This window comes from Streptomyces sp. CA-243310 (assembly GCF_050936775.1).
Classification (GTDB): Bacteria; Actinomycetota; Actinomycetes; order Streptomycetales; family Streptomycetaceae; genus Streptomyces.
Genome location: NZ_JBNJMF010000002.1, coordinates 1 through 26,385, shown reverse-complemented (window position 1 = coordinate 26,385; position 26,385 = coordinate 1). Strand labels below are relative to the sequence as shown.

Genomic DNA, 26,385 nt, shown 5'->3' with positions numbered 1-26,385 from the left:
CAGCGGATCTTGCTCCCGGCCCCACTCCTGGGCGGCGCGGAGTGTGTGCCGCGCCTCACCCCGGGTGTGTTCCAGCGCCCCGCGTGATCCGCTCCAGCACGCCGGACTTGAAGGCGGCCGAGACGGCCGAACCGTCGTACGGCAGCACCCGGTCGCTCGTCATGGCCTGCAGTTCGTCCACGTAGTCCGGGCGCGGCACGTTCTCGGACGTTCTTGGCCGCGTGTGCGTTCCGGATGTCATGGAGTGTCCATCCGGTGCGCAGAGCCACGCGAATATGGCCTCCCGCCAGAAGCGGTGCCAGATCGTGCGATCCCGGCGGCTCGCCGTGCCCTCCGCCTCGGCGACTCAACCTGATGCTCCGTCACCAGAGTGCGGAAAATAACGGTTGGTTGAGGCTCTGCGAGTCACCGATCAGTAGAGTGTCGCAGAACAGTACGTGCAGGAGAATCCGCGCCCGTAGGTCCGCTGCGGCCGTCGGATTGGCGCAGCGGAGTGGGGCTCCACATCCGACAGATAGACGTTCTCCACCAAGCGATCACTCATACCGACCACCCCCTGCCGGGAACCTAGCGCACGAGGGAGAGACATGTCGGAGATTGTCGAAGTCCAGACCCCGGACGGTGGGACGCTGTGGGTACGGGTCGAGGACGAGGGTGGCCCGCGCGACACCTCGTTCACCAGCGTCCAGGCACCGGCTGGACGACCTTCCGCAGACATTTGGAGACGGTCGTCACCACGGTGCGGTCCGGGCTGAGGAATGCCGCTCCGGACGAGGTGACACTCGAGTTCGGCATCGAGCTGTCCCTGAAGTCCGGCCTCCTCGTGAGCGTCGTGACGGCATCGGGAGGAAAGGCGACCCTGAAGGTGTCCGCCACGTGGCGCAAGAACGGCGATGCGGCCGTCTCGACCGTCTCCGCGGAGACAGCGGAGGCCAGCGGAGCCGGCAGAGACCGCGGAGACCGCAGAGACGGCCGCGCCCACGGAGCAGGCCGCTACGGCGGCAGACAGCCGGTTGATCCGGCTTCGCACCCCGCGCGGCAGGCCGTGCGCCGACCAGGGACGCCATCCGATCCGACGAGGGACGAGACGAACGACGAAGAGGGGAAATGATGGGCTTGGTTGCGCCTGAACGGCGATGTGGAGAGGATCTACCTCTCCGATGTCGAAGCCGAACCCGTCGGCCCGTTGGCCTACGCCGCGGATCTGCGCTCCAGGGTGCTGCTGCACGTACTCCTTGCCGACGCCCTGCTGGTGGGGGACTCGCAATGCCTCAACAACAAAGTACTTCCGGTGCCTCATCTCTCCGGAGGAGCGGGACGGCGAAGCGGAAAGCACCGCAGGTTCAAGCAGGTGGAGGTCCTTTCCGACCTCGCACCCCTGCTGCGAGAGGGGGCCGCATCAGGGTGGCGCAGCGCGCCGGAAGCACGCTGCCTCGGCGATCCCGTGACGAACACGCCCCGCAGGCAGGTCAACAACGTTCCAGACCGGGCGTACGTCGACCATCTGGACGCCCTCACGTCGGCGCCATGCCGTCCCCTACGACCTCGCGGAGGTCGGCGAGGCCTTTCCGCAGGGGGGTGCTGTCCCGCATCGACACCGCCCTCGACGGCGTGACGGGACCCGTACGGTCGCGCGTTGTCCGACGCCCGGCGGTGGGTGACGGAACAGCCGCAGCTCCTGCACATCGAACTGCGCTCGTGGATCGCGTCCTACCGCTCCGTTGGGAGTACGGCAGCAGCACACAGGTGTCGTACTGGCGCTTGCAGTCCTTGGACGACTGGGCCATCGATGCGTACCGGCGTGCCGCTTCCCCCTTCGTCCTGGATTCCGGTGTGTGCCAAGACCCCGGGAGGGGCGCGACCTGCCCACGGGAAGCGAATCGGCGGCTCCTCGCCCAGGACGCGCTCCCCCGCAGCCCTGCTCGATCCCTTTTCTTCTCTCCCGGCTGCCCGTGGGACCTCGTCCTGGAGATCCGTGGCGCAGCCGGCCAGGAATGCCGTGGTGCAGGAGCTGCTCGTGTGCGCCGCGGTCTGCGCCCGGACCTCCCCGTGCTGGGCGGAGGCCGTTCAGGAAGTTCCAGCCACTGGGCTTCGGGACGCGTTCGAGCGGGCCTTCCGGCCGCGGAGGGCAGGGAGTGGGACCACCTCCGGGGCGTCACCCGCCTCATGCGCTTCGGGCTGGAGGAGGACCCGGTCACGGGGCGCCTCGGCGCGTGCCTCGACGTGGGCGTCACCGCCCGCGGAAACACGGCACCTCCTCCCTTCGCCGTTGCCTACGGGGCCGGCGCAACCGGCCCCGGTCGCCCGGACACGGCCGGACGCGGCGGCCGATCCGTGCGACCGGCTGGTGTGCGGGTGATGCGAACTTGGTCCGCGCCGGCCGGCTGTCCATTCGGAGGTGTACTCGCGGAACTGCATCGCGCCCGTATTCCCGGTGAGCTCGGCCTTGCTCTGGTTCACACAGGGCGGTGAAACCTCGGTCGAGAAACGTGTCGCCGGCGGCCGCATCATCACCCTGCCCCGGGTCTGTGGCCCCGTCAGTACGTGGGGCAGAGGTTTGGTCTGTACGGCGGCGAGGATGAAGGCGGCCCTTGGTGGGGCCGAAGCCGTCCGGATGGTTGGGGCTGATGAAACCGCCGGTTTCGTGGACTCGACACGCTTGGTCGGGTCCTTCTCGTTCTTCATGGACTGGCACTGGCTCAGCCCGCGGCTGATGGCCTTGTCGTCCTTGCCGTTGACGATCTCGGGGTCGATCTTGTTGAGCGCGGCGAGGTAGATGGTGCGCTGCTCGGGGGGCGGGGCTGGGCGGGATGCCGGCGGCTGCGGCGGCAGAGCTGAGCGCCTCGGGAGCGATGTTCGACTGCGATGCGGACGGCGAGGCGGCGACCTTGTCGTCGGCCTTGGGCTCGCTGGTGACCTCGGAGCAGCCGGTGAGGGCGAGGAGGCCGGCGGGCGAGGAGGGTGACGGTGTGGTGAGTACGCATCGCATCATGGTGTCGGCGCCAGGACCGGTATGGGTGGGCTGTGACTGATCCGTGACGCGCGAGACCCGCGATGCACCGGGGTCACCTCGGAAAGCGATCCTCGGCATCCCGCTCACCAGTGTCCTCAAGCGGGATCGCCTCCTGCCTGGGCTGGTTGGCGCGGAGAGGGCAGCCACCAGCCTGCAGGACCTGGCCGAACGAGAATGGCCGACAAGCTTCTTGGCAGCCCGGCTGGAAACCACACCGCACACGCTCGCCGCCATCCGGGGCCGGTAACGCCGGTTCATGTACACCGTGATCGACAGGCAGCAGCATGCGGCGCGAGAACGAAATCACGCTGCTCGCAGTGCAGGCGCTCCCATGTACACCCTGGGCGAGGCGATCGAGCCGGACAGAGGGTCCGCCTCCCGAAGGAGGCCTGCTCAGTCCCGCGAGAGGCGGGGGAGCGGGTGGGTGAATCCTGCGGTTCGCCGATGCTTTCGAGGCCGGCATTCGTTGGTCGACCGAAGACCCCGTGCCCGGAATGTAGCCGTGGCCCCGCCGCCGGGCAGGTCGCCGGCACCGACCTTGTGGAGACCCGATGACGGCGAACACCATCCGAGCGGTCCCAACGGCGACCGGAGGCCTGCCGGTGATCGGCCACCTCGCTGTCCGTCGCCCGTGATCCCCTGGGGCTGCTGAACTCTCTGACAACCCACGACGGCCTGGTCCGGGTCCGTGCTGGCACCTTCGCAGTCACATCGTCGTCTGCGACCCGGGCCCTCACCCATCAGGTTTTCGTCAACGACCGGCTGTTCGACAAGACCGAGTGCGTCAACGCCTACCGGACACTGCTGGGCACCGGACTCTCCTTCTGCCCGCACACCTCGCAACCGGCGGCTGCGGCGAACTGGTCCAACCGGCCTTCCGCCCCGCTCGGCTGGACGGCTACGCCTGCGTCATGACCCGCCAGGCCGATGCACTCACCCAAGGCTGGAAGTCGGGACAGGATTTCGACGTCTCTCCGCCGAGATGACCAGGCTGACCACGCGCATCATGCTGGAGACCCTGTTCTCCCAGAGCCCGTCGCCGGCGGTCCTGCAGCAGATCACCGACGACATGGCGACCCTCATCAGGGGCACCTACCTGCGCACCGGCATGCCACGGGCCGCGGCCTGGCCTGCCCCTGCCCGAATCACCGCCGCTTATCAACGGGCCGAGCGCCGCCTGCGTCAAACTCGCCTGCGAGATCCCTGTCCCAACCGCCGTGCCGATGGCATCAGCCCAGGAGCCCCAGGAGCCCCAGGAGCCCCAGGAGCCCCAGGAGCCCCAGGAGATCCCGGTGACCACGAGGACTTTCCTCTTCCGTGGTGCTGGCCGCCGAACCCCCTGCCCGACCGGACCAGGCGCTGACCCGACGCCGAGATCCACGGATCAGCTTCTGAACTTCCTCGGGGCGGCCGTGGACAACAGCGCCGCGAACCTTGCCTGGGCCCTGCACCTGGTGGCCGCGCACCCCGACGTCGAGGAACGGCTGCACGCCGAGGTCGAACACGGTCCCTGGCTGGTGCCCCCGCCACCCCTGGAACACCTGCCGCCGATTGGCCGTGACCGCCCGCGTGATCACCGAGACACCAGCGTCTTTTCCCGACACCGTGGGTGATGCTCCGCACCGTCACCTCCGACACCCTCCTCGGCAGCCCATCGTCTCCCTGCCGGGACCGGCCTCGTACTCAGCCCCTACCTCATCCACCGCCGAGCGGGACCTGTACGAACGCCCCGAACGCTTCGACCCCGACCGTTGGGACCCCGACCGCGGCACCCCGCCCCCACGAGGCGCCCACATCGTCTACGGAGCCGGGGGCCCGCCAAATGCCGTCGGCGACCGGTACGCCACCCTTGAGGCCATCGTGGGCGCTGGCCACGATCATCCAAGCCGCTGGCAGCTGCGCCCCCTGACCGCCGCACCCCCGCGTACCGCCGTGTCGAGCGCGCTCAGACCACGCGGACTCCGCATGCGGGCGCGTGCCACGTGCGCCCCGTCCGCGGACCGCCAACCGACAAGGCCCCGGCAGGTGCACGAATGAACGCCATCCTCACCGTCACTCCCGTGCGGGGCCGCCGCGACACACCACCACGTTCATCCCGCTTCCCCCACACCCTCTATATCGCAACGACCCGCTGGTGGGTCGCCCCACTGGAGCGGCGGGCAGCGCGCCTTCCTCGACGCGCGCCGCAACCCTTCCACGAGGTGGCACGGGTCGAGCTGTTCCTGGCCCGCCCGCCAGGGCGAAGATCGTGGGACGGATCGCCGCCGTGGTCGACCCCCGCTTCCAGGAGCGGCACGATGTGCGGTGCGGCCAGTTCGGCCTCTTCGAGTGCATTGACGACGACGCGACCGCCGCGGCTCTCTTCGACGCGGCGAGCGGCTGGGCCGCCGGAAAGGGCATGAGCAGGATCCTCGGCCCACTCAGCTTTCTCCACGAACCACGAGTTGCGGGCTGCTCGTCAACGGCTTCGACCGCCCGCCCAACGATGCTCTAATGCCGCACAAACCCGCCTACTACCAGGACCCTTTTCACCCGCTGCGGCTTCACCAAGGCCAAGCGACCTGCTGTCCTGGCGCGTCCCCATGCCCGCCGACGGAGAGCCCCCCGCCCGTGGTCCGCCGGGCCGCCGAACGCGCCCTGAACGCCCCCGGAGTGGTGGTACGTCCGCTCGACCCCCACCGTTTTCGGCGCCGACATGGCCGCCATCAAGGACATTTACAACGACTCCTGGTCCGGAGAACTACGCCTCCGTTCCCATGACCGAACGCGCGAATTCGACCACCTGATCAGGCAGATGAAACCCTTCATGCGCCCGGAGCTCGTCCAGATCGCCGAGGTCCACGGCCGGCCCGCCGCCTTCACCCTCGTCATGCCCGACACCAACCAGGCACTGGCAGCCGCCCGGGGCCGCCTCACCACCTACGGTCTGCCCCTTGGCCTCCTGCGCATTCCGCCAGGCCCGCCCGCCGTAATCGACCGCATCCGCGCCATCGCCACCTGGGATCAGAAAGGAACACCGCGCCCCGGGGCCTTGGCCGCCGCCCTGCTCACCCAGGCCCAGCGCACCGCCTTCCGTCTCGGCTACAACCGAGACCCGAACTGTCCTGGGATGCTCGAGGACAACCGCGGACGCCAACCGCTCCACCAAGGCCCTGGGCGGCATCCACTTCCGTAACCCACCGTCTCTACGAGCGGCCCGCATCAATGAGGTATCTCGTGACCGGCGCCACCGGATTCATCGGGCGCCGGCCTGGTCGGCCACCTCATCGGACAGGGGCACGACGTCACAGCCCTGGTGCGCGGAGGCCCGCCACTCCCCGGCGCCCGGACGGTCCGTGGGGAGCTCACCACCGGGATCGGGACTCCCGGCAGCCCTGGACGGCGTCGACGCGCGTCATCCACCTCGCCGGACGCACCAAGGCCCCCACCCCCGCCACCTACACGGCGGTCAACACCGAAGGCACCCGCCGCCTGTGTGCGGCGGCCGCAAGCCAAGCCGCCACCCGCCGTCCCTGGTCCACTGCTCCTCGCTCGCCGCAGCCGGCCCCCGGTCGGTTGCGGAGCGAACTGGACCCGCCGAACCCGGTATCCGCCTACGGGCGCAGCAAACTGGGCGGGGAAGCAGGCGCTGCGGCGACACCCCCCGGGTGCCGGGAATCGTCGTGCGCCCGCCCATCGTGTACGGAACGGGCGACCGAGAGTTTCCTGCCCCGTCTGGTGTTCCGCGGTCCGGGCCGGGATTTCTGCCGGTCCTGGGGCCCCGGGGCCCGCGCCACTACTCGCTCATCCACGTCGACGACCTGTGCGCGGCCCTGCTCACCGCGGCGGAAGACCGGCACCCCGGGGCAGACCTACCACGTGGAGTGATGGCATTGAGCACCGCTGGGAGGAGATCGGCGCCGCCGTCGCGGACGTCCTCGGCCAGACGGCGCCCACGGGTTCGTCCGCATCCCAGCCGCGGCCGGCCGCGGCCCTGGCCCGCGCCCTGGGCCGTACCTCCATGCTCAACCCCGACAAGGTCACCGAACTCCTGCACCCCGCCTGGACCTGCGCCACCGGCAGGGCTCCCCTTCACCCCCCGCATCCCTCTCCTCCAAGGCCTGAACCACAAACCCTGCTGCCGAAGCCGTCCCCGACGCCGTGAAGGACACCCCCATGCGCCGGCAACTCTCCCCGTACGAGCGTCCTCGTGTGGGCGGCGGGGCATGTGCTGCCCGTCAACATCGCGGTGATCGCCCGTGTCGAGGGCCGCGCCGACCCCGCCCGCATCCGCGCCGCCCTCACCGCGCGCCCGCAAGACGCCACCCCCTGCCTCGGCGGTACGGATCGCAGACCCCCGAGACGGTGGCGCGCCTGGCTTGACCACCGAATCCGTCACCGTACCCGGACCTGCGCATCGTCGAAACCACCGCCCCCGACGCCCTGGGCCCGAGTGGTCGAAGAGGAACTGCCCCGCAGGTTCGACACCGCCACCGGCCCTCCTCGCCGCGTTCGTCCTGGTCGACGCGGGGGACACCTTCGATCTCATCGCCGTCTGCCACCACCCTCATCTGCGACGGCACCTCGCGGGCATCCTCATCGACGACATCCTGCGAGGTCCCACCCACGACGTTCCCCCGCCCCGATCCGCCCCGGCCGCCGACGACCTGCTGCCGACGCCCCCGGCCGGACTCTCCGACCTACGCAAACTCGCCCGCGCCCTCGGCGGATCCACCCGTCCCACCCGACACACCGGAATCCCTGGCTTTCACCACCTGGTCGCTCTCCGCCGAGGAAGACCACCGCCATCCTCACCCGCCGCTGCCGTGACGAAGGGACCACTCTTCAGGCAGCCCTGTGGCACAAGCCTTCGCCCGTACCTTCTCCCACCCGACCGACACTCGCCGTCCCGTCGACCTGCGCCGCATCCTCGCCCCCGCCGCGCACCACGCCGTCGGCCTCTACGCCCACGAGCATCGTGCGACCGGTCCGACGCCACCGCCCACCGGCCGACTTCTGGACCCCTGGCCCGTCAGGTCGGAGGCCGACCTCCCGCCACCATGTTCGCCCCCGAACGAACTCGGCCCCCTCGTCCGCGCCTTTCCGCATCCTGGCGTCCTCCTGCCCCACAAGACGATGGATCGCTGCTCCGACGGCAGCGAGGCACGAGGAGCACGCTTCGACGTGTCCCATCAGCAACACCCGCCTGCCCACCGCCCGGACTACGGCCCGCTGCGCCTGTCCGCCGTGTCTACGGCGCGGCACACACCAGCCTCACCGCGCGCACCGCTGGTCACTGCGCTCGGCGGATATGACGGACAACTCTTCCTCAGCGTCACCGTCCGGCGACGAAATCGGCCTCGACGCAACGGTGCGAGCGTGCCATGTCCCACCTGGCGGCCGGCCCTCACCTCATCCAGCGCCCGTAACAGCGCACATTAACACCCGCGGAGCGGTGACCGAACCAACCGTCGACGTCGTTGACGCGGTACAGCTGCCATTGATCAACTCTCCGGCCCCGGGACGCCGGGGAACCGGCGCCAGATGGCCCCCGCCGGATCGATACACATTGAGGTGAACCCGTTGCCCGACGTGGTTGGACAAGGCCCGCATCTGGACCCCTGAGCATCTGGTGGCGCGACCGGGCGCCAGCCTACTTCCGGCCGGTGAGCGACTGGCTACGGGGGAACGGAGGTGCTCTTCGAGGGCAACCGGCTCATTCATGACTGCCGTCCCACGACTACCTGGCCTGTCGGCGGACCCCCGGGTGCGGGAGGCGGCCGTCGAAGCGGTCCCGCCGGTTCGGCACCTCCCTGGGCGGCTCCCCGGATCATCAACGGCTCGCTGGAACTCCACGAGCAACTGGAGGAACGCCTGGCCGTGTTCCTGGGCCATGAAGCGGCACTGGTCCTGCCGTCCGGGTTCCAGGCGAACCTGAATGCTCGCCCACGCTGATGGACGCGGACACCGCCGTCTTTCACCGACTTCGCCAACCGACACGCCTCGCTGCACGAGGCTGTACGCCTCGGGCTCCCCGATCACACACACCCTACCTGCACGGCAACATGAAGCACCTGGAGGCGCCGGCTCGCCGAGGCCGACAAGCCGCCTGGCCAAACTGATCCTCACCGACGGCGTGTTCCTCCGTCGACGGAGACGTCTGCGACCTGCCCGCCCTCACCGAACTCGCCCGCACCCACGGCGCACGGAATCGTCCCTGGACAGTTCCCACGACCTCGGCATGCTCGGCGCCACAGGAGGCGGGCGCCGCCGAACACTTCCGCCTCCCCGTGGACCTCGTCACCAGCGCCCTGTCGAAGAGCCTCGCCTCGGTAGGCGGCGTCATCGCCGGCCCCGAACACGTCATCCGCTACTGCGCCACAACGCCCCGGCCGCGATCTTCACGGCGGCGGCCGCCCCCGCCGGCGTGGCCGCCGCACTGACCGCCCTTGACATCCTCCAGGCCGAACCGCAGCGCCGCACGCGGCTCCTCGACCTCGCCGAACACCTCCACAACGGCCTCCGCGCCCTCGGCTTCGACACCGGGAAAGTCGACCACACCCATCGTCGCGGTGAAGGTGAGCGGCCAGGAACGCTGCTTCCGCACCTGGCGGCGCCTGTGCGAGGCCGGCGTGTTCACGCGGCCCATCACCCACCCCGGCGTCGCCCGCGGCCGCGAAGTCCTGCGGATCACCCTCACCGCCGCCCACACCGACGCCCACCTGGAGCGCGTACTGACCGCGCTCGAAATCGTGGGACGCAAGGAGGGCATCATCCCCGACAGCCCGCCCGGCACCCACACCCCGTCACCCTCACCCGCCCGCCCGCCGGATGACAGGGGTGGTGTCCGCGCCGGCCCCAAGTACGGGCGCGGGGGCGGCGTCATGGAGAATCCGGCCTCGTCCTCGAAAGACGATCCAGCCCCACACGCCGCCGCGAGCCTTTTACCTGGGGCCAGCACCTCCTTCTTCCACAGCTCCACGGCGTGCTCGTCCCGCTCGAGTGCTCTGCGGGCCGGTTGCCTGCCAGGACCAGCCGTGCCGCTTCAGCAGCCGCCAGACCGTCGCTACTGAGAGACACACTCCGCAGCCGGCGGCGGATCACCGTCTGGAACCCGGACCAGAGTCCACCGCTTCATCCTCGAAGCCGTGCGCTGACGGGCCCTTGCGCGAGTTCCTCCTCGAGCCACGGCGAACTGGGCCTCGGTGACGGTCGGGGAGTTCCGCCGGGCCCGTCGAGTGCAAGGGCCTCGATTGCCGCCCTCGCGCCAAGGCACGACGCCAAGCGTTCCACCGACCGCACACTCACCCGCGGGTCCTTCGCGATCACGACGGTCTTCCTCACCCGCCGCGAAACCGCTCCCCGGCCTGAAGCCGGATCCCCTCACGAAACGCCCGACGCTCAGCGGTCAGGCCCCCACCCCCCGGATAACGCATACCACCGGCATACCGCAGGGATCATGAACCGTCCACCACCCGAACGACAGCACGAAAAGCTCAGTAGTACTCCAGCCGTAGATCGTGATCATGGGATGCCGAAGCCGATCGTCGGTACCTGCGCGTGTGGCTGAGACCTGGGACGAAGTGCAGCTGATGGCGGACGGTATTCGAGCAGCGTGTTCGTCGAGTTGGAGTGGTACAGCGGGCCGCGCGCCGGCCTCGGCGATGTCCGACGGCAAGCCGCACTTCTTCCAGGGCGACGAACTGGGATGACGCCGACGATGCCGACGAGTAACCCGTCTGGCCCGCGAGCGACGCGGCGGTTGGAACTGGGAGCGCGAGCAGTGGGCGATCTTCGCGAGGTGGAAGGAATGCCATGGAGGCCGGGGCAGTGGAGCTGGAGACCCATCCGGGCCAGGGCGGGATCGACGCCCGTTACGGACGAGCTGGCCCTGCTGCGTGGCGCCGTACCCGTCAGGCACCGAACGACGCGAGACGACTGGCGGGCGAGGTGCCGCTTTGACGAACCTGGACTCAACACCCCCCCCGCGGCCGGACACCGCAACATCGCCGCAGGCCTGCGCGAGGTCTCCTACCACCCCTTCACCCGCCCACTCGACCTCATCAGCCTCCCCTGAACTGCACCACCACATGATCACCAGGACTTTTGAATCAGCCCTGCGATCGGCCCTCCCGCCGGATTCGGGAAAACGCGAGAGGGGAGGAGTGCGGAAACCCTACGATGATATTCCATGAGGTGCGCTGATCTTCCTCCTGTCGCTCGGCACCAGTCTGTCGCGTCACGACGATTCGTCACCAAGGACGCCCTCCGCCTGCGGGGTTCCGCTCCCGGATCGCCGACCGTTCGGCGAAGACTCCCACCCGGCCTATCTGGTCACCTGCGGATGGTGCGTCAGCATCTGGGTCGCGGGCGCCGTCACCGTGCTCGCCCACTGGGCCGGCGAAGGAAACGTGGTTCCAGGCGGGCGCCCACGGCGCTTAACCCTTTCCTACCTCACCGGCCTCGCGCGCCAACTGGCTTGACTGACCGGCGCGTTGGAATAGTCCCCATTCATTGCCGCCACGTATAAATATGACTATACGGCGGCGAGTGTCGGCGTGCGGTGCCCGGGGATAAAGGGTAAAGGGAACGAGCCGGGGGCTCGGTCCTGCCCCGGAAACTCCCCCCGGCCCTCCCCTTGACCGGCCGCCGAAGCGGCCGACACAGAAGGAGGAAGACCATGGCATGTGCAACTGCGGACGCGCGCCAGCCGGTCCACGCCTCGGTTACCGGCTTGGTCCTGCCCAAGCGGGGTCACGCGCCAGTACCCCACGCGGCAGGAGGCCGACGCCGCCAACAAGAAGGGCCAGGCGGGCAAGGTTCCATCACGGCGGTCCGCCAGTAGGCCCGCCCACTCCGGCGGACCGCCGGAAGGGCGACGCCCCCACCAACAGCCCCTCGGCGTAACCGGACAGCCGGTGCACCGGGGGGCTGCGGCGTGCCGTGGTACCCCTGGTATTGCACAATGCCGCGAAGGGAATAACGATGATTCACTCAGCGCGGAATCCTTTCTCTTACGTCCGTGAGTCCGTCAGACTGTCCTGAGAGCGTGAGTACACCCCGGCACCGGCCCAGTTATGTGCCCGGGAAAACAACCGAAAGGGAATCCTTTCCTCTCGCGAGAGTGCACCAAGGCGCCGCATAATCCGGGTTTATCGCCTCTCGCGCGCCTGAAGTGCGCTGAGCCGAACGAGTGGTGTTCTGTTTCACCTCGTCTAGCCGAAGTCCTCAGCCGGAAAGGCCTACTGCTGATATCAGGCAGGTGATGTGCCCCGACTTCCGTGTGGACAGGGGCTCCTTAAAGGAACGTCCCACCAGCGTTTTTCCCCGTGCGTTTCCGTGCTTCGCCAAGCGCCATACGGGCGAGGAGAGATTCATCTGCTTTCCGCGGGTCATCCGAAAGGGAGCCCAACAGCATGGCCAGTTCGCACACCACCGTGACCTCGGCACCGGATCCGTCCGTCTTCCGGACAGTCGGTCACCTTCACCGCCACCGTCCAGCCGGAAGTCGCCGGCCCCACCCCGACCGGCAGCGTCGAGTTCGTCGTCGACAGCACGCCCGTCGTGACCGTGCCGCTCGACATGAGCGGCACGGCACAATACACGACCAGCGATCTGGAGGTCGGTCTCCCACGGGATGGAGGCCAACTACTCCGGCGACGCGGTGTACGACCCGTCCATGGGCGCGGACACCCAGGAGGTCACGCTCGCGAACACCAACCAACCACGCTGGCCTTGCGCCCCCCCGAACCCTCCGTCTGGCGGAGAGGACGGTGACCGCCACCGCCCAGGTGACCCCCGTTCCGCCGGGCGCGGGAACTCCCACCGGGCTGGTGTCCTTCATCGTCAGCGACCGACGGTCGGTACTGACCGCCCCCGTGGCCATAAACGGGCAGGCGCAGGTCAGCTTCAGCGGCCCTGGACGTCGGCCTCCACCAGGCAGCCGCCTTCTACACCGGCGACGCGGACTTCAACGGGTCGAACTCCCCCGACTGACGCTCCAACGTCGTCAACCCTGCGCCCCGTCTCGGTCACGGTCTCGGTGGTGCCCAACCCGTCGGTGTGCGGTCAGACGGTGAACGCTTCTGCGCCACCGTGGCACCGGTCTCCTCGGGCGTCGGCAATCCCGTCGGGCTCGGTGACCTTCACCGGCCCGGCGGACTCAAACCCAGACGGTGACCCTGGACGCAGGCGGCACGGCCCTGCGTCAACCACGACCGCGCTGGAGACCGGCACGGTCACCGTCGTCTACGGCGGCGCGACGAGTGCTACGCGAGCGGGACCGGCACCTTCGACGTGACGGTCAACCAGGCGTCGAGCACCGGTGTCGGTGACGGTCGAACCCGACCCGTCGGTGTGCGGCCGAAGACCGTGGAATCGGTGTGCGCCACCGTCAACCGCGGTCGCACCCCGGCAGCGGCACCCCCGCTTGGAACCGTCACCTTCACCGGCCCCGGCGGAACTTCAACTCAGACCGGTGCCCCTGGACGCCGGCGGCACGGCCTGCGTCCACCACGAACCGCCCTTGGAGCCGGCACGGTCACCCGCCACCTACAAACGGCGACGATTGCTTCTCCGCAATCGACCGGCACCGCGCCGGTGAACGGTCAACCAGGCGTCGAGCGTGGTGTCGCGTGAACGGTCCGAACGCCAACGCCGTCGGTGACAATGCGGTGAGACCGGTGATCGGTGTGCGTCGACGGTTAACCGCGGTGGGCACCCGGCAGCGGCACCCCCACGGAACCGTCCCACCGTTCAACCGGCCCCGGCGGACTCAACACGACGGTCGCCCTGAACGCCGCCGGTACAGCCTCTGCGTCACCACCAGCAGCCTCACCAGCGGCTACCGTCACCGCCGTCTACAACGGCGACGGTTGCTTCTCCTCGTCGACCGGCACCTTCGACGTGACGGTCAACCAGGCGTCGAGCACGGTGTCGTGACCGTGGACCCAACCCCTCGGTATGCGGCCCAGTCCGTGATTCGTGTGCGCGACGGTTACCGCGGTTGGCACCCGGCAGCGGCACCCCACCGGAACGGTGACCTTCACCGGCCCGGGCGGACTGAACGAGACCGTGACCCTGGACGCCGGTGGCACCGCATGCCTGACCACGACCGCACTGGAGACCGGCACGGTCACCGCCACCTACAACGGCGACGGATGCTTCCTCCTCGTCCAACCGCACCGCGCCGGTGACCGTCAATCAGGCGTCGAGCACGGTGTCGGTGACGGTGGAGCCCAACCCGTCGTATGCGGCGAGGCCGTGACGGTGTGCGCGCGACGGTCACCGCGGTGGCACCCGGCAGCGGCACCCCCACCGGAACGGTGACCTTCACCGGCCCGGGCGGACTGAACGAGACCGTGACCCTGGACCGCCGGTGGCACCGCATGCCTGACCACGACCGCACTGGAGACCGGCACGGTCACCGCCACCTACAACGGCGATGAATGCTTCTCCTCGTCCACCGGCACCGTGGATCTCGGGCGGTCACCCGGCATCCAGTACGGTGTCGGTGACGGTGGAGCCCAACCGTCGGTGTGCGGCGAGACCGTGACGGTGTGGGCGCGACGGTCCACCGCGGTGGCCCACCCGGCAAGCGGCACCCCCACTGGAACCGTCACCTTCACCGGCCCGGCGGACTCAACGAGACGGTGACCCTGGACTCCGGCGGCACGGCCTGCGTCACCACGACCGCCTTGGAGACCGGCACGGTCACCGTCACCTACGCGGGTGACACCTGCTTCCTGCCGTCGACGGGCTCCACTGGACGTGACCGTCAACCCGGCATCCAGTGGTGGTGTCGGTGACGGCGGAGCCCGCCCCGTCGGTGTGCGGCGAGACCGTGATCGTGTGCGCCACGGTCACCGCGGTCGCACCCGGCAGCGGCACCCCCACCGGAACCGTCACCTTCTACTGCCCGACGGCAAGCACTCTTGTCGCGGGGCTGGACGCAGGCGGCACGGCCTGGCGTCCACCACGACCGCCTTGGAAGGACCGGCACGGTCACCGTCACCTACGCGGGTGGACACCTGCTTCCTGCCGTCGACGGGCTCACTGGACGTGACGTCAACCCGTGCGCCAGCGGTGGTGTCGGTGACGGCGGAGCCGACCGTCGGTGTGCGGTGAGACGTGATCGTGTGCGCGACGGGTTACCGCGGTGGCACCCGGCAGCGGCACCCCCACTGGAACCGTCCACCTTCACCGGCCCGGCGGACTCAACGTGACACTGACGCTGGATGCCGGCGCGCCATCGGCCTGCCTGACCACCAGCAGCCTCACCAGCGGCACGTACCTCGGCCACCTACAACGGCGAGACACCTGCTTCGCGCCGGCTCGGGCGCTCCCTTCGAACGTGGACGGGTCCAACCAGGCCGCCAGCACCACCACCGTATCGGTCACCCCCAACCCCTCGGTATGCGGCGAGACCGTGACGGTGTGCGCCACGGTCACCGCAGTCACTCCCGGCAGCGGCACCCCCACCGGAACCGTCACCTTCACCGGGGCCGGGCTGAACACGACCGTCCCCCTGGACGCAGAAGGCACCGCCTGCGTCACCACCAGCAGCCTCACCAGCGGCACGGTCACGGCCGTCTTACAACGGCGACGGATGCTTCACCTCATCGACAGACGTCGCAATGGTGGCGGTCAACCCGGCATCCAGTGGCGGTGTCGGTGACGGTGGAGCCCAACCCGTTCGGTGTGCGGTGAGACCGTGATCGTGTGCGCCACCGTCACCGCGGTCGCACCCGGCAGCGGCACCCCACCGGAACCGTCACCTTCAACCGGGGCCGGGCTGAACACGACCGTCCCCTGGACGCCGCGCGGCACGGCCTGCCTGATCACGACCGAGCTGGAGACCGGCACGGTCCACGGCCGTCTACAACGGCGACGCATGCCTCTCCTCGTCGACCGGCACCGCACCGGTGACCGTCAACCAGGCATCCAGCGCGGTCTCGGTGACCGTGGACCCCGACCCGTCCGTATGCGGCCAGTCCGTGACGGTGTGCGCCACCGTCACCGCAGTCGCACCCGGCAGCGGCACCCCCACTGGAACCGTCACCTTCACCGGCCCCGGCGGACTCAACACGACCGTCCCCTGAACGCCGGCGGCACGGCCTGCGTCACCACCAGCAGCCTCACCAGCGGCACCGTCACCGCCGTCTACAACGGCGACGCATGCCTCTCATTCGTCGACCGGCACCGCGCCGGTGACCGTCCAACCAGGCGTCGAGCGTGGTGTCGGTGACGGTCGAACCCGACCCGTCGGTGTGGCGGCGAGGCCGTGACCGTGTGCGCCACGGTCACGCGGTCGCACCCGGCAGCCGGCACCCCCACCGGAACCGTCACCTTCACCGGCCCCGGCGGACTCAACCAGAACGGTGACCCTGGACGCAGGCGGCACGGCCTGCCTGACCAACCAGCAGCCTCACCAGCGGCCACGTACTCGGCCACCTACAACGGCGACACCTGCCTTCGCCGGCTCGGGCGCTCCCTTCGACGTGACGGTCAACCAGGCCCCGCCAGCACCACCACCGTATCGTCACCCCCAACCCCTCGGCTATGCGGCCAGCCCGTGACGTGTGTGCGCCACGGTCACCCGCGGTCCGCACCCGGCAGCGACACCCCCACCGGAACCGTCACCTTCACCGGGGCCGGGCTGACACACCGACGGTCCCCCTGGACGCCGGCGGCACGGGCCTGCCGTCACCACCAGCAGCCTCACCAGCGGCAGCCATCACGGCGCGTCTACAACGGCGACGCATGCCTCTCCATCGTCGACCGGCACCGCGCCCGGTGACCGTGCAACCAGGCCGCCTACAGCACCCACCACCGTGTCGGTGGCCCCCAACCCCTCGGGGTGTGCGGGCCAGTCCCGATGACCGGTGTGCGCGCGACGGTCACCGCGCGGTGGCACCCGGGCCAGCGGCCACCCCCACCGGAACCGTCACCCTTCACCGGCCCCGGCGGACCTCAACACGACGGTCCCCCTGAACGCCGCCGGCACAGCCTGCGTCACCACCAGCAGCCTCACCAGCGGCACCGTCACCGCCGTCTACAACGGCCGACGCATGCTCTCTCATCGTCGACCGGCACCGCGCCGGTGACCGTCAACCAGGCGGCAGTGCAGTGGCGTTCGGTGACGGTGGCCCCAACCCCTCGGTGTGCGGCCAGTCCGTGACGGTGTGGCGCTGACGGTCACCGCGGTGGGCACCCGGCAGCGGCATCCCCCACTGGAAACCGTCACCTTCACCGGCCCCGGCGGACTCAACACGACGGTCCCCCTGAAACGCCGGTGGTACGGCCTCGCGTCACCACCAGCAGGCCTCACCAGCGGCACCGTCACCGCCGTCCTACAACGGCGACGGATGCTTCAATGCCGGTGCAGGGCGCGGACGAGCGTGACCGTGAACAACGCCCACGACCGCGACCGCGCTCACCATTCACCCCCAACCCCGCAGTCCTGCGGCCGCCCGGTGACGTTCTGCGCCACGGGTCACCACCCGTCGCGCCGGGCAGCGGCACGCCCCGCCGGGACGGTCGACGTTCACCGGCCCGGCGGCTTCGTCCAGACCGTGACACTCAACGCTGGCGGCACGGCCTGCGTCACCACCACCGCGGGCGCCAGCGGCCACGGTCACCGTCGTCTACAACGGTGGTACCTGCCACAGTCCCTCGGCCACGTCGCGCCAACCTGACCGTGAACCCGGCTCCCACGACGCTGACGGCGGCCCCGGGCGCAGATCCGCCTGCGGGACGAACGGCACGTTCGGTCATCCGTCGATGAGCGCCACGCCTCAAGGTCTCACCTCCACCACGCCGCTCCGCTCCCGGGACAACTGGTTCACCTTCCAGGGCGAACACGACGCTCGGGCCCGTCGTCCTCGGGACCGCACTCACCAACGCCGGCGGGGTGGCGACACTGGCCCGCGACGGCTGACGGTTCCCAGCACGGTGATCCACGGCGACGAGCTACACCGCGTCCTTCGCGGGGACGAGTTGCTACGCCGCTTCCTCCGTGACTGCGCCGCTGGCACTCGTCCCTCGTCCCGCTCCTTCCCTGACCGAAACACCGGTCACCGCTCCGGCCCCGCCACGGGCCGGGGGCGGGCCGGCTGTACCGGGGCGGCGGCCGTCGGCGCGCCGGCCCCGGACCGCACGTGGACGGGTGGTTCTTTCCGCGGCGGTCGGCCGCGGAAGCGACCATGATCCGGGCCGCTCGCGGAGCGGCAAGTGGACGCAATACCGAGTCCCCTGCAAGACGTCAGGGCTGATTCAAAGTCCTGGTGATCATGTGGGTGGTGCAGTTCAGGGGAGGCCTGAATGAGGTCGAGTGGGCGGGTGAAGGGGTGGTAGGAGACCTCGCCGCAGGCCCGCGTGTCGGCGCGCGTACTTTGCCTATGTGCAGAGGCGCGTACGGATGAACGTGCAGAGCAAGTAGCCGCCCGCTGCGCTCATCGCCCTGCCGAGAGGATGGGGCAGTGGACCCTTCGATACTTCAATCAGACCGGCTGGACCGCGATCTCTTCAATGGCACCGAGACCGAGGTCGGCCGCATGGTGCGGGTGGAGGCATGGGACCCGGCAACGGAACGGCGCTTGTCGTCGACCCCAAGCGAGGCGCCATTGCGTCCCGTCCACGGACTACGAGGACTTTTCCCACCTTGAGAAGGCCGACCAGGTCGTAGTCGCAGTTCCTGGTGGCGGGTGGCGGGCCCACTGGAAAGACGAGGGCCCGGGGAACACCCGCCTCACGGAACAGTACTCGCGTGGCTGATCACCTCGCAGGCCGGGCACGGCCATCACGATGGACGCTCACGCCATGCGTTGACGATGCCGACAGGGCCGACGCCTTCATCCCCGCCGGGCGAGGAGCTGGGCCAGGATTGACTCCCGGATCAGGGCGACTTCCGTCTCGCGCTCGATCGCCTTGAGGTGGTTCTTCAGCCGGTAGCTGGGACCCGGTTGATGGCGACGACTTCGCAGTGGTGCAGGAGGCGGTCGAGGATTAGCGTGGCGAGGACTTCGTCGCCGAAGACCTGGCCCCATTCGCTGAAGGTCTTGTTCGAGGTCAGGATGATGGAGTCCTTTTCGTAGCGCTTCGAGATGACCTGGAAGACCAGGTTCGCCTCGGCGCGTTCGAGGGGCTGGTAGCCGACTTCATCGACCACGAGAACGCTCGGCCGCAGGTAGGAGCCCAGCTTGCTGCGTCAGACGTCCGGCCGCCCTCGGCTGCCTTGAGGTTGCGGACCATGTCGTCAAGGCTGGTGAAGTAGATCGAGTAGCCGGCCCGGCAGGCCGCGACCGCCACGCGCGATGCGATGTGGGTCTTGCCGACGCCGCCCGTTATCGGCGGTTGAGTGCTTCCCTCCGGGTGTTTGCCCAGCTTTGGGACGGTGCTGAGATAGCAGCAACAGCGAGCTATGGCGTCATGCCAGCTCGGCCGTAGGATCGCGGCATGCCTGCCGATGAACGCGTGACCCGGTCCTCTTTTCTGGACCACCTCCAGCGGGATCTCTGCTCCCCCGGCCCGCTGTCACTCTGCCGGCCCGGATCTGGTCAGACGAGGAATGGGAGCGCATTCAGCTGGGCCTACTGCTCCCCGGACATGGACGAGAAGTGGGACGTCTTCGCCCGAGAGGAACGTCGTGTTCTTGCACCGGAGCTGGACGGGCCATGGGTTCGTCGAGGCCACCTTTTGCTCCGGTCGATGACGGTGGCTGGCAGGCTGCCCAGGCGTGGTGGAACGTGAATCAGGAGCGCTATATCGGGCAAGGACGACGAGTACGACTGCCTGATGCTGGAGCTGGTGCTCAGCGCGATCGTGGCTCGGCGAGCCGGCGCAGGAACTCCGCTTGAACTTGCTGGAGTTGGACCCGAAAGGCGTCCGGGTGCTGCAGACGTCCCGCTGGGATTGTGCAGCACAGCCGCCTTGGGCCTGCGCTCGGGTTCGTAGTTCCGCCCGCCGGCTCAGGTGGGCTGGATGCCGGAGCAGCCCCGTCGAACGAGCTCGCGCCGGAGGTCGAGGTTCTTCGCCGTGGGCTTGTTTCGAGCGCGTCCGTAGTGCCTGTACTTCTTCGCGGTGCTGCTTCTTCAGGCGGTTGTTGGAGGTGTCTGTGGAGGACGGATGGGTCACCGCCGCGACCGAGAGCCTCGCCCAGGACTCACCGACCGCCGCCATCAAAGCCGCCCGCACTTTGGAACTCATCGCCCGACGCACCGCGTACTGGCCGGCTCACGACGCCCGCGACCAGGACCCGCAGACGGTGGCCGCCGATCTCGGAGACTGTCGATGGATGCCACCGCGGCTGCTGGCCCGCTCCCGGAGGCTGGCACGCCCCACGGCTGGACCGGCCTGCCATGCCGACCGCCTTCCCCGACGTCGTCCCACTCCGACGGGCTCCGTGACAGCATCCGTCCAACGGGTCGGCAGCCTGATATCCGGCTGCCGACCGTAGGGCCCTGATGGCCACAGTTTGCCCATGGTCTTCTTTCAGGACGGAAATAATTCAGCCTCGCGGGTGGAAATCCAATCAGGGCCTGCAGCGCGGGCATCTCATAGCCAAATTCTTGGCGGATCTGGAGAAGACCTGCGAAACCTTGGTCCCTCTGTACAACAAAGCCATTCTCCGGACATGTCCAACTACGAGAGGGACCATCGCAAGGCGCGTGCAAACCAGCGATACGGTGTACTGTAGCGTAACCCCTGAGTATGTTGACGATAGCCCAATTCCGGCTTCGCGTTCATATTGGATGGGTCGGCAATCGCAAAGGTTCTGGCTACGCCTTTGGTAAATATGTCGCCGATAGACGGTGAGGTTCATTTCTGTGAGCTGGGTTCCCTCAAATCATCGAATCCCTCCAATGGGAGCCCCGTTTCCGTTGAAATTCCCGTGGAGTGTCGCCGAGGCTGAACTTCAGTGCACACTCCCCGAGGATTTTAAAGAGCTCGTCGAGACTTTCGGGCGGCCGGCGGTGTTCAGTGGATTCTTGGAGATTGCGATCAGTCGATGCGGTCGAATTACCCTGCTGGGACGAATGGCATATCGCTACACGCATCGCCAGCGTGCAACAGCTTTGCGGCTGTTGACCTGGCATCCTATGGGTATATGAGCCTTGGAGGAATCAGGTTTGCTTCCCTGGGCTAGCATTTACTCGGAATGTCAGATCTATTGGCTGGCCGATACCGGATCTCCTTCCAAATGGCCGATCGCGGTCCAGGACTCGGAAGGGATTGGTCGATTCTTCGAGATGTCCGTCTTCCGAATTCGTTTTCCGATCTCTAACTGACATCGGCTTCAAGTTCGGCGTAGCAGAGTACGGCCCGCCTTCTATGAGTCGCGTCCGGGTCTGAGCATCTGGAAATTCGCGAACTGAGCACGCCCACCAGCGATGTACGCAGGCAGTTGTTGCGGGTGGCTTTAACAGGACGGCGGCCTGCCCGTTCGGACCGTCAGTCCCGCGAGGGCGCGGGCCGCTTCGCGCACTGCGGCTTCGGCCTAAAGTGTCCGGTCGCCGAGCCAAGGTGGGCCATGAAAGTCATCAGGCGCGAGCCCGGGGGAACGCGACGGCCGGTCCCCAGATGGCGTCCTGCATGATCGCGGCCAGCGAACAACAAACTCGCAAGGGGGGCGGACGAACACCCATTCTTTTCGCCGTGGGCGGGGTCCTCGAAAACGTAACCCTACTTCAACGTCGTCGTCCGCTCTTAAACGCACGACAATGGCCCGCTCCCGTCCAGAACCGGCTTTGTTTGCCGCCAGGGCACCATAGGGAATCGATACGGTCCAGGTACGGGTAAGCGTCGAACCGAAACACACAAGCCCGGTCCAGACAGGCGAGGCTGTGGGGGACGAGACCGGTCAGCTTCCACATCTGGGCGCCCAAAACGGCAACCTCCCGCATTGAATCACTCGTCGCACGGCCCCACCCGAACCGTCCCATTCCTCGGCGCTGTCGGACCGGTGTGGTACGAAGTGGCCTCCCCGTCAGCTATCGCGGCGCTGCTGGTGGCCCATGGCTGCAACGTCAGCTAATACCCCCGTCATAGCAGGGTTGGCGCGCTGAAGTCATGGGCGGTTGTTCCACGTCGACCAGAACGTTCTGCGGCTGGCGACATACCGGGCCGAGAACGCCAACACTGGATCGACTGCCAGGCGGCGATCCCGCTCGATGGCGTAGCACCCGAAGTGCGGCAGGCGCTCCCACCGGGAGATCTAAACGTTATCCGGTGTTGAGGGCTTTGGTCGTCAAGGGGACGATACCAGCGCTACCGGCCAGCCGCGCGCCTGACAAGAATCAGACGCCGCGGACACCACCGAAGCGACCCACCGGGCCCTCACGAGCGCCCCGCGAACTCCTGATCCTCGGCCGCCACGACCAGGCCCAGCTTCAGCGTCTCCACCTCGGTGCGAAAACTCCGCGGAACCCGGCTCGGGCGCCTTGGTCGGGAAGCCGCCGAAGCGCAAGGAAGTCACCGATGTCCCGCGCCGAGCTGCTGCGGGTGGCTCCGAGGCCGAGGAGGGTCTGGCCGGCCGCGAAACTTGTACTGGGATGCCCAGAAGTCCTCGGTGGGCATGGCGTCGAAGAGCACCCTGGCCTGGTCGAGAGCGGCCTTGCCGGGCTGGGGCGTCCGGTCCTCGAACGACTTGTAGTACAGCTCGCGTTGGGTCTTGAGCGTGAAGGTGAAGATGTCCGCGCCGAAGTCCGGCACGTTTGTGCTCGCGGCCTTGCGAGAAACTCAGCGAGGAATAGGGCTTGTTCCGCCGTGTTGACCTTGTCCATGCGCCCCTGGTCGGCGCCGGCGTAGGCGTAGCCCGCGTCGACATCCCGTTTCTGGGGCGTTGATGGTCGGTTCGTAGTTCCAGTACATGGCGGCCTGGCGCAGGGCCGCGGGCGGCCCTGACAGATCGGCGTTGGCCAGGGCCTTTACCTCCGGGCCCCCGTAATGGACAGCACCGGAAACCAGGCACCGATCCTTCCGTTCCGTGGCACCGAGGCTGATGCGCAGGGTCCGCAGCCAGGGGGTCGGTCGGGTGGTCCCCCGGCTCCTCGGCGGCCGCGGGAACCGCAGTCACCATGCCCCCAGGAGGGCTGCCGCCGTCGTCAGGACGATGCCCGACGTCCAACGTCTCGCGGGTCCGACGCGCTTTGGCGCGCCGGATGCCCGGCAGTATCGCTTTTCGCACTTCACAACCTGTCGTGTCGACATCTCGGTCTGCGCGGGAGGAAGCACGGAAAAGCGCCCCGGATCGGTCATGCCGGGTCGCCGCTCATTGTATGTGGCGGGTTGCGAGGGATATGGCTGGTCGGAGCGTTTCCCTCGGACGTGCGTGCTCCCCACATTACGCTGTTTCCCCCACTTTCCCCCCGAAAGCTTCGTGATCATCGCACGGGGACCGGCGCCGGGGAAGGAGGATTCCTACCGGGGGTACGGTGAGGGGCCGCACCCTCTGCGTGACGGGCGCCGTGGATCCTTCAGTGCCTCACGACAAGGGTGGTGCGTTCAGATCGCGGGGGTGTTGAGCTGGGACTTTCAGTGCAACATGTCGTTCTGCTACTGAAGGCCGGTGGCGTTTTCCCGCTGAAGGTTGGCTGTCGCGCGCGTGTGGGATTGTCGTACAGGTCTGGGCGCTCGGACCTCTTGGTGTCCGTGGACGCGCCGCCCGCGAGTACAGATGCGAAGCGTTCCTGGGGCCCGTTGACCGAGGGGTTGAGGGTGCCCCGGGACCTGGACCTCGGCGACCAGGCGAAGGCGCTGGAGCAGCTCGACGTGAGCCGGCTCGCGCACGCCGCGCTCTCAAGGACATGCTGCCCGAGTCGGAGGTGGGTCTCCTGGTCTGTTTTCCGCCAGTGGCCGCTGCTCGCGGCCCGCATGGACCGGATCCGCGCCCAGGGCGGGTACTGGTCTCCTCGGCGCGCACCTGGCCCGCCTAGGCGAGGACACCTCCTGGAAGGACGGCCCCACCTCCACCACGGTCGGGCGTCTCGTGGACACGACCCTATACCACAGCCTGACCGGCGAGAAATGCCGGGAAGCGGATGGTGATGACGGGCAGGCAGCGCCGGGCCACGGCTACCCGCGTACCTGAACCGGGTGGGCGCCGTTTCCAGAATTCGTGGAACGGCGCCCACCCCGGTCACCGGGCCCAGTGGATGCCGAGTTCGGTGAGGGCTGCGAGTTGTGTCGGGTCGAGGCGGTTGCGGCGGGCTTTGGTGTTGGCGATCCAGATTCCCGTCCGGTGCTCCACCCCCGTCGGGCAGGACTTCGACGACGCCGCGTCCCGGTAGCCGGCCCTCCCGCGCGACGTACTGCGTCAGGGCCTCCAACCCCTTCTGGAACGCCCCGCCGCCCGTCCCCGGCCCGGAGGCCACGGTGGCCTTCGCGGGGGCCTTACGCGCCCGTGCGGGCTTCCTCACGCCCAGCTTGCCGAGCCTGCGCTGCTGCTCCTCGTTGAGCTTGTTGAAGTCCCGGCGCTGGGTGGTGAGCCAGCGTCCGATGTCGTCGCCGTGCAGGGTCACCCCGGGCACCACGTCGGCGAGCCGGGCGCCGTCGGCGAGGAGCTGCGCGAGGTAGGCGTGGTGGCGTTGCCAGTCGACGGTCCACCCGTTCTCGCGGGGGTTCCAGTCCGGGTCGACGGCCGCGAGCTTCTCGGCCCGCCGCGCGGCGCGTTCGGGGTCCTTCCCGAGGCCGCCGGGGCGTCGGATGTTCGTCAGCCACTGCCCGATGGCCCGGTCCAGGGCGGTGGCGTGCCGAGGGGCGGCCAGGGTCCCGTGGAGTTCGAAGTAGGGCGCGCGCGGCGGCGAGGTTCTCGGCGGAACCCTTGGTCGGCGGTGTCCCAGAGCGATGCCCAGCTCCTCCAGCTCGGCCGCCCGCTGGCCGGTCATCTGGCCGGCCCGGTAGGCGCGGCGCTGGTCGGAGAGCCACCGCCCCAGCGGGTAGGCGCCCTCGGTGTGCCTCGTACGGCACGTCCAGGTGTTTCCTCGCGCTGTCGGTAGCGGTAGGCCGGCCTCGACGCCCCGTTTCCAGTCTTGGCGTTCGGTGTTGATGACGGTGTGTAGCTGATCCACTTCGCGATAAGGACAGGGTCGCGGGGGGTCGCGAACCGGAGCAGCAGCCGGTCTTCCGGTTCTCCCTCGGCGGGCTCCGGACCGACCGGTAGCGACGGATCGACAACCTGTTTCTGGTTCTCCTGTGGAATGGCCAGCATTTCCACAGCCTTTTTCATCGTACGCCCGAAGGCCTTCCAGTACCCGGATCAAAGGCCGGTACGAGTTCGAGGTGAGCATGTCTTCCGGCTTCTCGTCCTCGGCCAAAAAAACCGGAACGATCAACGTCGCCATCTTGCCCTGACCAGGATTCTGCCGCAGTGCCCGGCCGATGGCCTGGACGATGTCCACAGCCGATCCCTTGGGGTCGATCAGGGCAACCGAGTCGGTCGCTCGGATGTCGACGCCCTCACCCAGGACCCGGCAGTTCGACAACACGGCGCGCCCGGCCCTGCGCCCGAAGTCGGCGAGCACGGACTGCCGGTGGGAGCCCTCGTGCTCCCCGCACAGCCACCCCGCCCACACCCGCTCGGGGTGCCGCTCCGGGTCTACGCGGCGTGGAGGCGGGCCGCGACCCGGGGCAGACCTGCGGCGAAGGCCTCCGCCTCGACTGTCCGGTTGTGGAAGGTTGATCGTGGTCTGCAGCCCGTGCGCGGCCATCGTCTCCAGCAGCGCGGTCTGCGTCGCAGCCAGCCGCTGCCCCCGCAACGGCTCCTCACGCCGCTCCTCGCTGACCAGCCGCTTCGGCGTGACCCACGGGTCGGTCAGCTCGGCAACGACGATCTGATACCTCGCCAGCAGCACCCCGGGAGACCGCCGAAGCAAGCGACAGCTCGTAGACCACGGGCCCGAACACCGCCTCGTCGTCCATCGAGCACGCCAGCCTCCTTCGGCAGCCGGTTCCACACCCGCCCCGTACGCCCCGTGCGCCCCGCCCCCTCCCCTTCCACGACCGCCTGCTGCGCCTCGTACAGCTCCTGCTCCGCCCGCGACCGCGGCGGCCGTTCCTTCCAGATCCTCGGTGTCGCGGTCATGTAGAGCCGGCGCCATGGCGGGGATGACCTCCTGGTGGTGGATGTCCGCCCACGCCTTCCCCGCCGACCCCGACGTCCGGTGCGCCTCATCGACGACCACCAGGTCGAAGACGTCCATCGGCAACCCGTACGCGCCCTCGTGCGCTTCGGCCAGCACCGGCAGGGACGCGTAGGTCGCGTAGACGGTGACCGGCCCCCGGCCGTGCCAACAGCCCGAGCTGCGGCGCCGACGTCGTCGCGCGCACCCTCAGGGGGACCCAGGGGCCGATAGACGGGAGAGTCCGTCCTTCCAAGAGGAACCACCACCGCCCCG

The 26,385-nt window shown here is 68.7% G+C and carries 14 protein-coding genes and 3 pseudogenes; 11 read left to right on the top strand and 6 right to left on the bottom strand.

Going from position 1 to position 26,385, the window contains the following annotated elements; genetic code table 11:
* Positions 1-55: 55 nt before the first annotated feature.
* Positions 56-241 carry a hypothetical protein gene (locus ACQEVM_RS17650; RefSeq protein ID WP_433080121.1) on the bottom strand — a complete coding sequence of 62 codons (186 nt, stop codon included), beginning with the start codon at positions 239-241 and terminating at the stop codon, positions 56-58.
* A 477-nt stretch (positions 242-718) separates the two neighbouring features.
* Here ACQEVM_RS17650 and ACQEVM_RS17645 point away from each other — a divergent pair, with 477 nt between their 5' ends.
* The 4 genes from ACQEVM_RS17645 to ACQEVM_RS17630 all read left to right on the top strand — a co-directional run bounded on the left by ACQEVM_RS17645 (position 719) and on the right by ACQEVM_RS17630 (position 6,880).
* Positions 719-1,111: a CU044_2847 family protein gene (locus ACQEVM_RS17645; protein WP_433080119.1), complete on the top strand. Its 393-nt coding sequence runs from the start codon at positions 719-721 to the stop codon at positions 1,109-1,111.
* 3,125 nt (positions 1,112-4,236) lie between these two features.
* Complete coding sequence (locus ACQEVM_RS17640) at positions 4,237-4,626, top strand: cytochrome P450 (RefSeq protein ID WP_433080117.1); 390 nt, start codon at positions 4,237-4,239, stop codon at positions 4,624-4,626.
* A gap of 1,082 nt (positions 4,627-5,708) precedes the next feature.
* Entirely contained in the window at positions 5,709-6,188 is a 480-nt protein-coding gene (locus tag ACQEVM_RS17635) for a hypothetical protein (RefSeq protein ID WP_433080115.1), read from the top strand.
* A gap of 29 nt (positions 6,189-6,217) precedes the next feature.
* Positions 6,218-6,880, top strand: coding sequence for an NAD-dependent epimerase/dehydratase family protein (locus ACQEVM_RS17630; RefSeq protein ID WP_433080113.1), 663 nt, complete (start codon positions 6,218-6,220; stop codon positions 6,878-6,880).
* Between the two features lie 2,482 nt (positions 6,881-9,362).
* Here the strand turns inward: ACQEVM_RS17630 and ACQEVM_RS17625 are convergent.
* Complete coding sequence (locus tag ACQEVM_RS17625) at positions 9,363-9,632, bottom strand: hypothetical protein (protein ID WP_433080111.1); 270 nt, start codon at positions 9,630-9,632, stop codon at positions 9,363-9,365.
* Positions 9,633-9,802: 170 nt separating this feature from the next.
* Positions 9,803-10,428 (bottom strand): annotated as a pseudogene (locus ACQEVM_RS17620) (winged helix-turn-helix domain-containing protein); the annotation flags it as partial.
* Positions 10,429-12,445: 2,017 nt separating this feature from the next.
* On the opposite strand from ACQEVM_RS17620, the gene ACQEVM_RS17615 reads away from it, so the two are divergent.
* From ACQEVM_RS17615 to ACQEVM_RS17595, 5 genes are all read left to right on the top strand, one after another.
* Entirely contained in the window at positions 12,446-12,769 is a 324-nt protein-coding gene (locus ACQEVM_RS17615; RefSeq protein ID WP_433085227.1) for an Ig-like domain-containing protein, read from the top strand.
* 1,206 nt (positions 12,770-13,975) lie between these two features.
* Positions 13,976-14,320, top strand: coding sequence for an Ig-like domain-containing protein (locus ACQEVM_RS17610; protein ID WP_433080109.1), 345 nt, complete (start codon positions 13,976-13,978; stop codon positions 14,318-14,320).
* Positions 14,321-14,550: 230 nt separating this feature from the next.
* Entirely contained in the window at positions 14,551-14,799 is a 249-nt protein-coding gene (locus ACQEVM_RS17605) for an Ig-like domain-containing protein (protein WP_433080107.1), read from the top strand.
* 413 nt (positions 14,800-15,212) lie between these two features.
* The gene (locus ACQEVM_RS17600; protein WP_433080105.1) at positions 15,213-15,668 is read left to right on the top strand and encodes an Ig-like domain-containing protein; all 456 of its coding nucleotides are present in this window, start codon (positions 15,213-15,215) and stop codon (positions 15,666-15,668) included.
* A 247-nt stretch (positions 15,669-15,915) separates the two neighbouring features.
* Positions 15,916-16,092, top strand: coding sequence for a hypothetical protein (locus ACQEVM_RS17595; RefSeq protein WP_433080103.1), 177 nt, complete (start codon positions 15,916-15,918; stop codon positions 16,090-16,092).
* Between the two features lie 2,751 nt (positions 16,093-18,843).
* On the opposite strand, the pseudogene ACQEVM_RS17590 reads toward ACQEVM_RS17595, so the two are convergent.
* From ACQEVM_RS17590 to ACQEVM_RS17580, 3 genes and pseudogenes are all read right to left on the bottom strand, one after another.
* A pseudogene (locus ACQEVM_RS17590) lies at positions 18,844-19,330 on the bottom strand (ATP-binding protein); the annotation flags it as partial.
* A 3,132-nt stretch (positions 19,331-22,462) separates the two neighbouring features.
* Entirely contained in the window at positions 22,463-22,702 is a 240-nt protein-coding gene (locus ACQEVM_RS17585; protein ID WP_433080101.1) for a hypothetical protein, read from the bottom strand.
* A gap of 1,763 nt (positions 22,703-24,465) precedes the next feature.
* Positions 24,466-25,698, bottom strand: a pseudogene (locus ACQEVM_RS17580) (Helicase associated domain protein); the annotation flags it as partial.
* Here ACQEVM_RS17580 and ACQEVM_RS17575 point away from each other — a divergent pair.
* Both ACQEVM_RS17575 and ACQEVM_RS17570 read left to right on the top strand, forming a co-directional pair.
* Positions 25,673-25,825, top strand: a complete 153-nt coding sequence (locus ACQEVM_RS17575) for a hypothetical protein (protein WP_433085529.1) — start codon at positions 25,673-25,675, stop codon at positions 25,823-25,825. The pseudogene ACQEVM_RS17580 and the gene ACQEVM_RS17575 sit on opposite strands and share 26 nt — an antisense overlap.
* 261 nt (positions 25,826-26,086) lie before the next feature.
* A complete protein-coding gene (locus ACQEVM_RS17570) occupies positions 26,087-26,245 on the top strand; it encodes a hypothetical protein (protein ID WP_433080099.1) in 159 nt (52 codons plus the stop codon).
* Positions 26,246-26,385: the final 140 nt, after the last annotated feature.

Excerpts from the sequence above, each read along its gene's own strand:
- ACQEVM_RS17650 (WP_433080121.1), bottom strand. The coding sequence starts at position 241 with ATGACATCCGGAACGCACACGCGGCCAAGAACGTCCGAGAACGTGCCG.
- ACQEVM_RS17640 (WP_433080117.1), top strand. The coding sequence starts at position 4,237 with ATGGCATCAGCCCAGGAGCCCCAGGAGCCCCAGGAGCCCCAGGAGCCC.
- ACQEVM_RS17635 (WP_433080115.1), top strand. The coding sequence starts at position 5,709 with ATGGCCGCCATCAAGGACATTTACAACGACTCCTGGTCCGGAGAACTA.
- ACQEVM_RS17630 (WP_433080113.1), top strand. The coding sequence starts at position 6,218 with ATGAGGTATCTCGTGACCGGCGCCACCGGATTCATCGGGCGCCGGCCT.
- ACQEVM_RS17570 (WP_433080099.1), top strand. The coding sequence starts at position 26,087 with ATGGCGGGGATGACCTCCTGGTGGTGGATGTCCGCCCACGCCTTCCCC.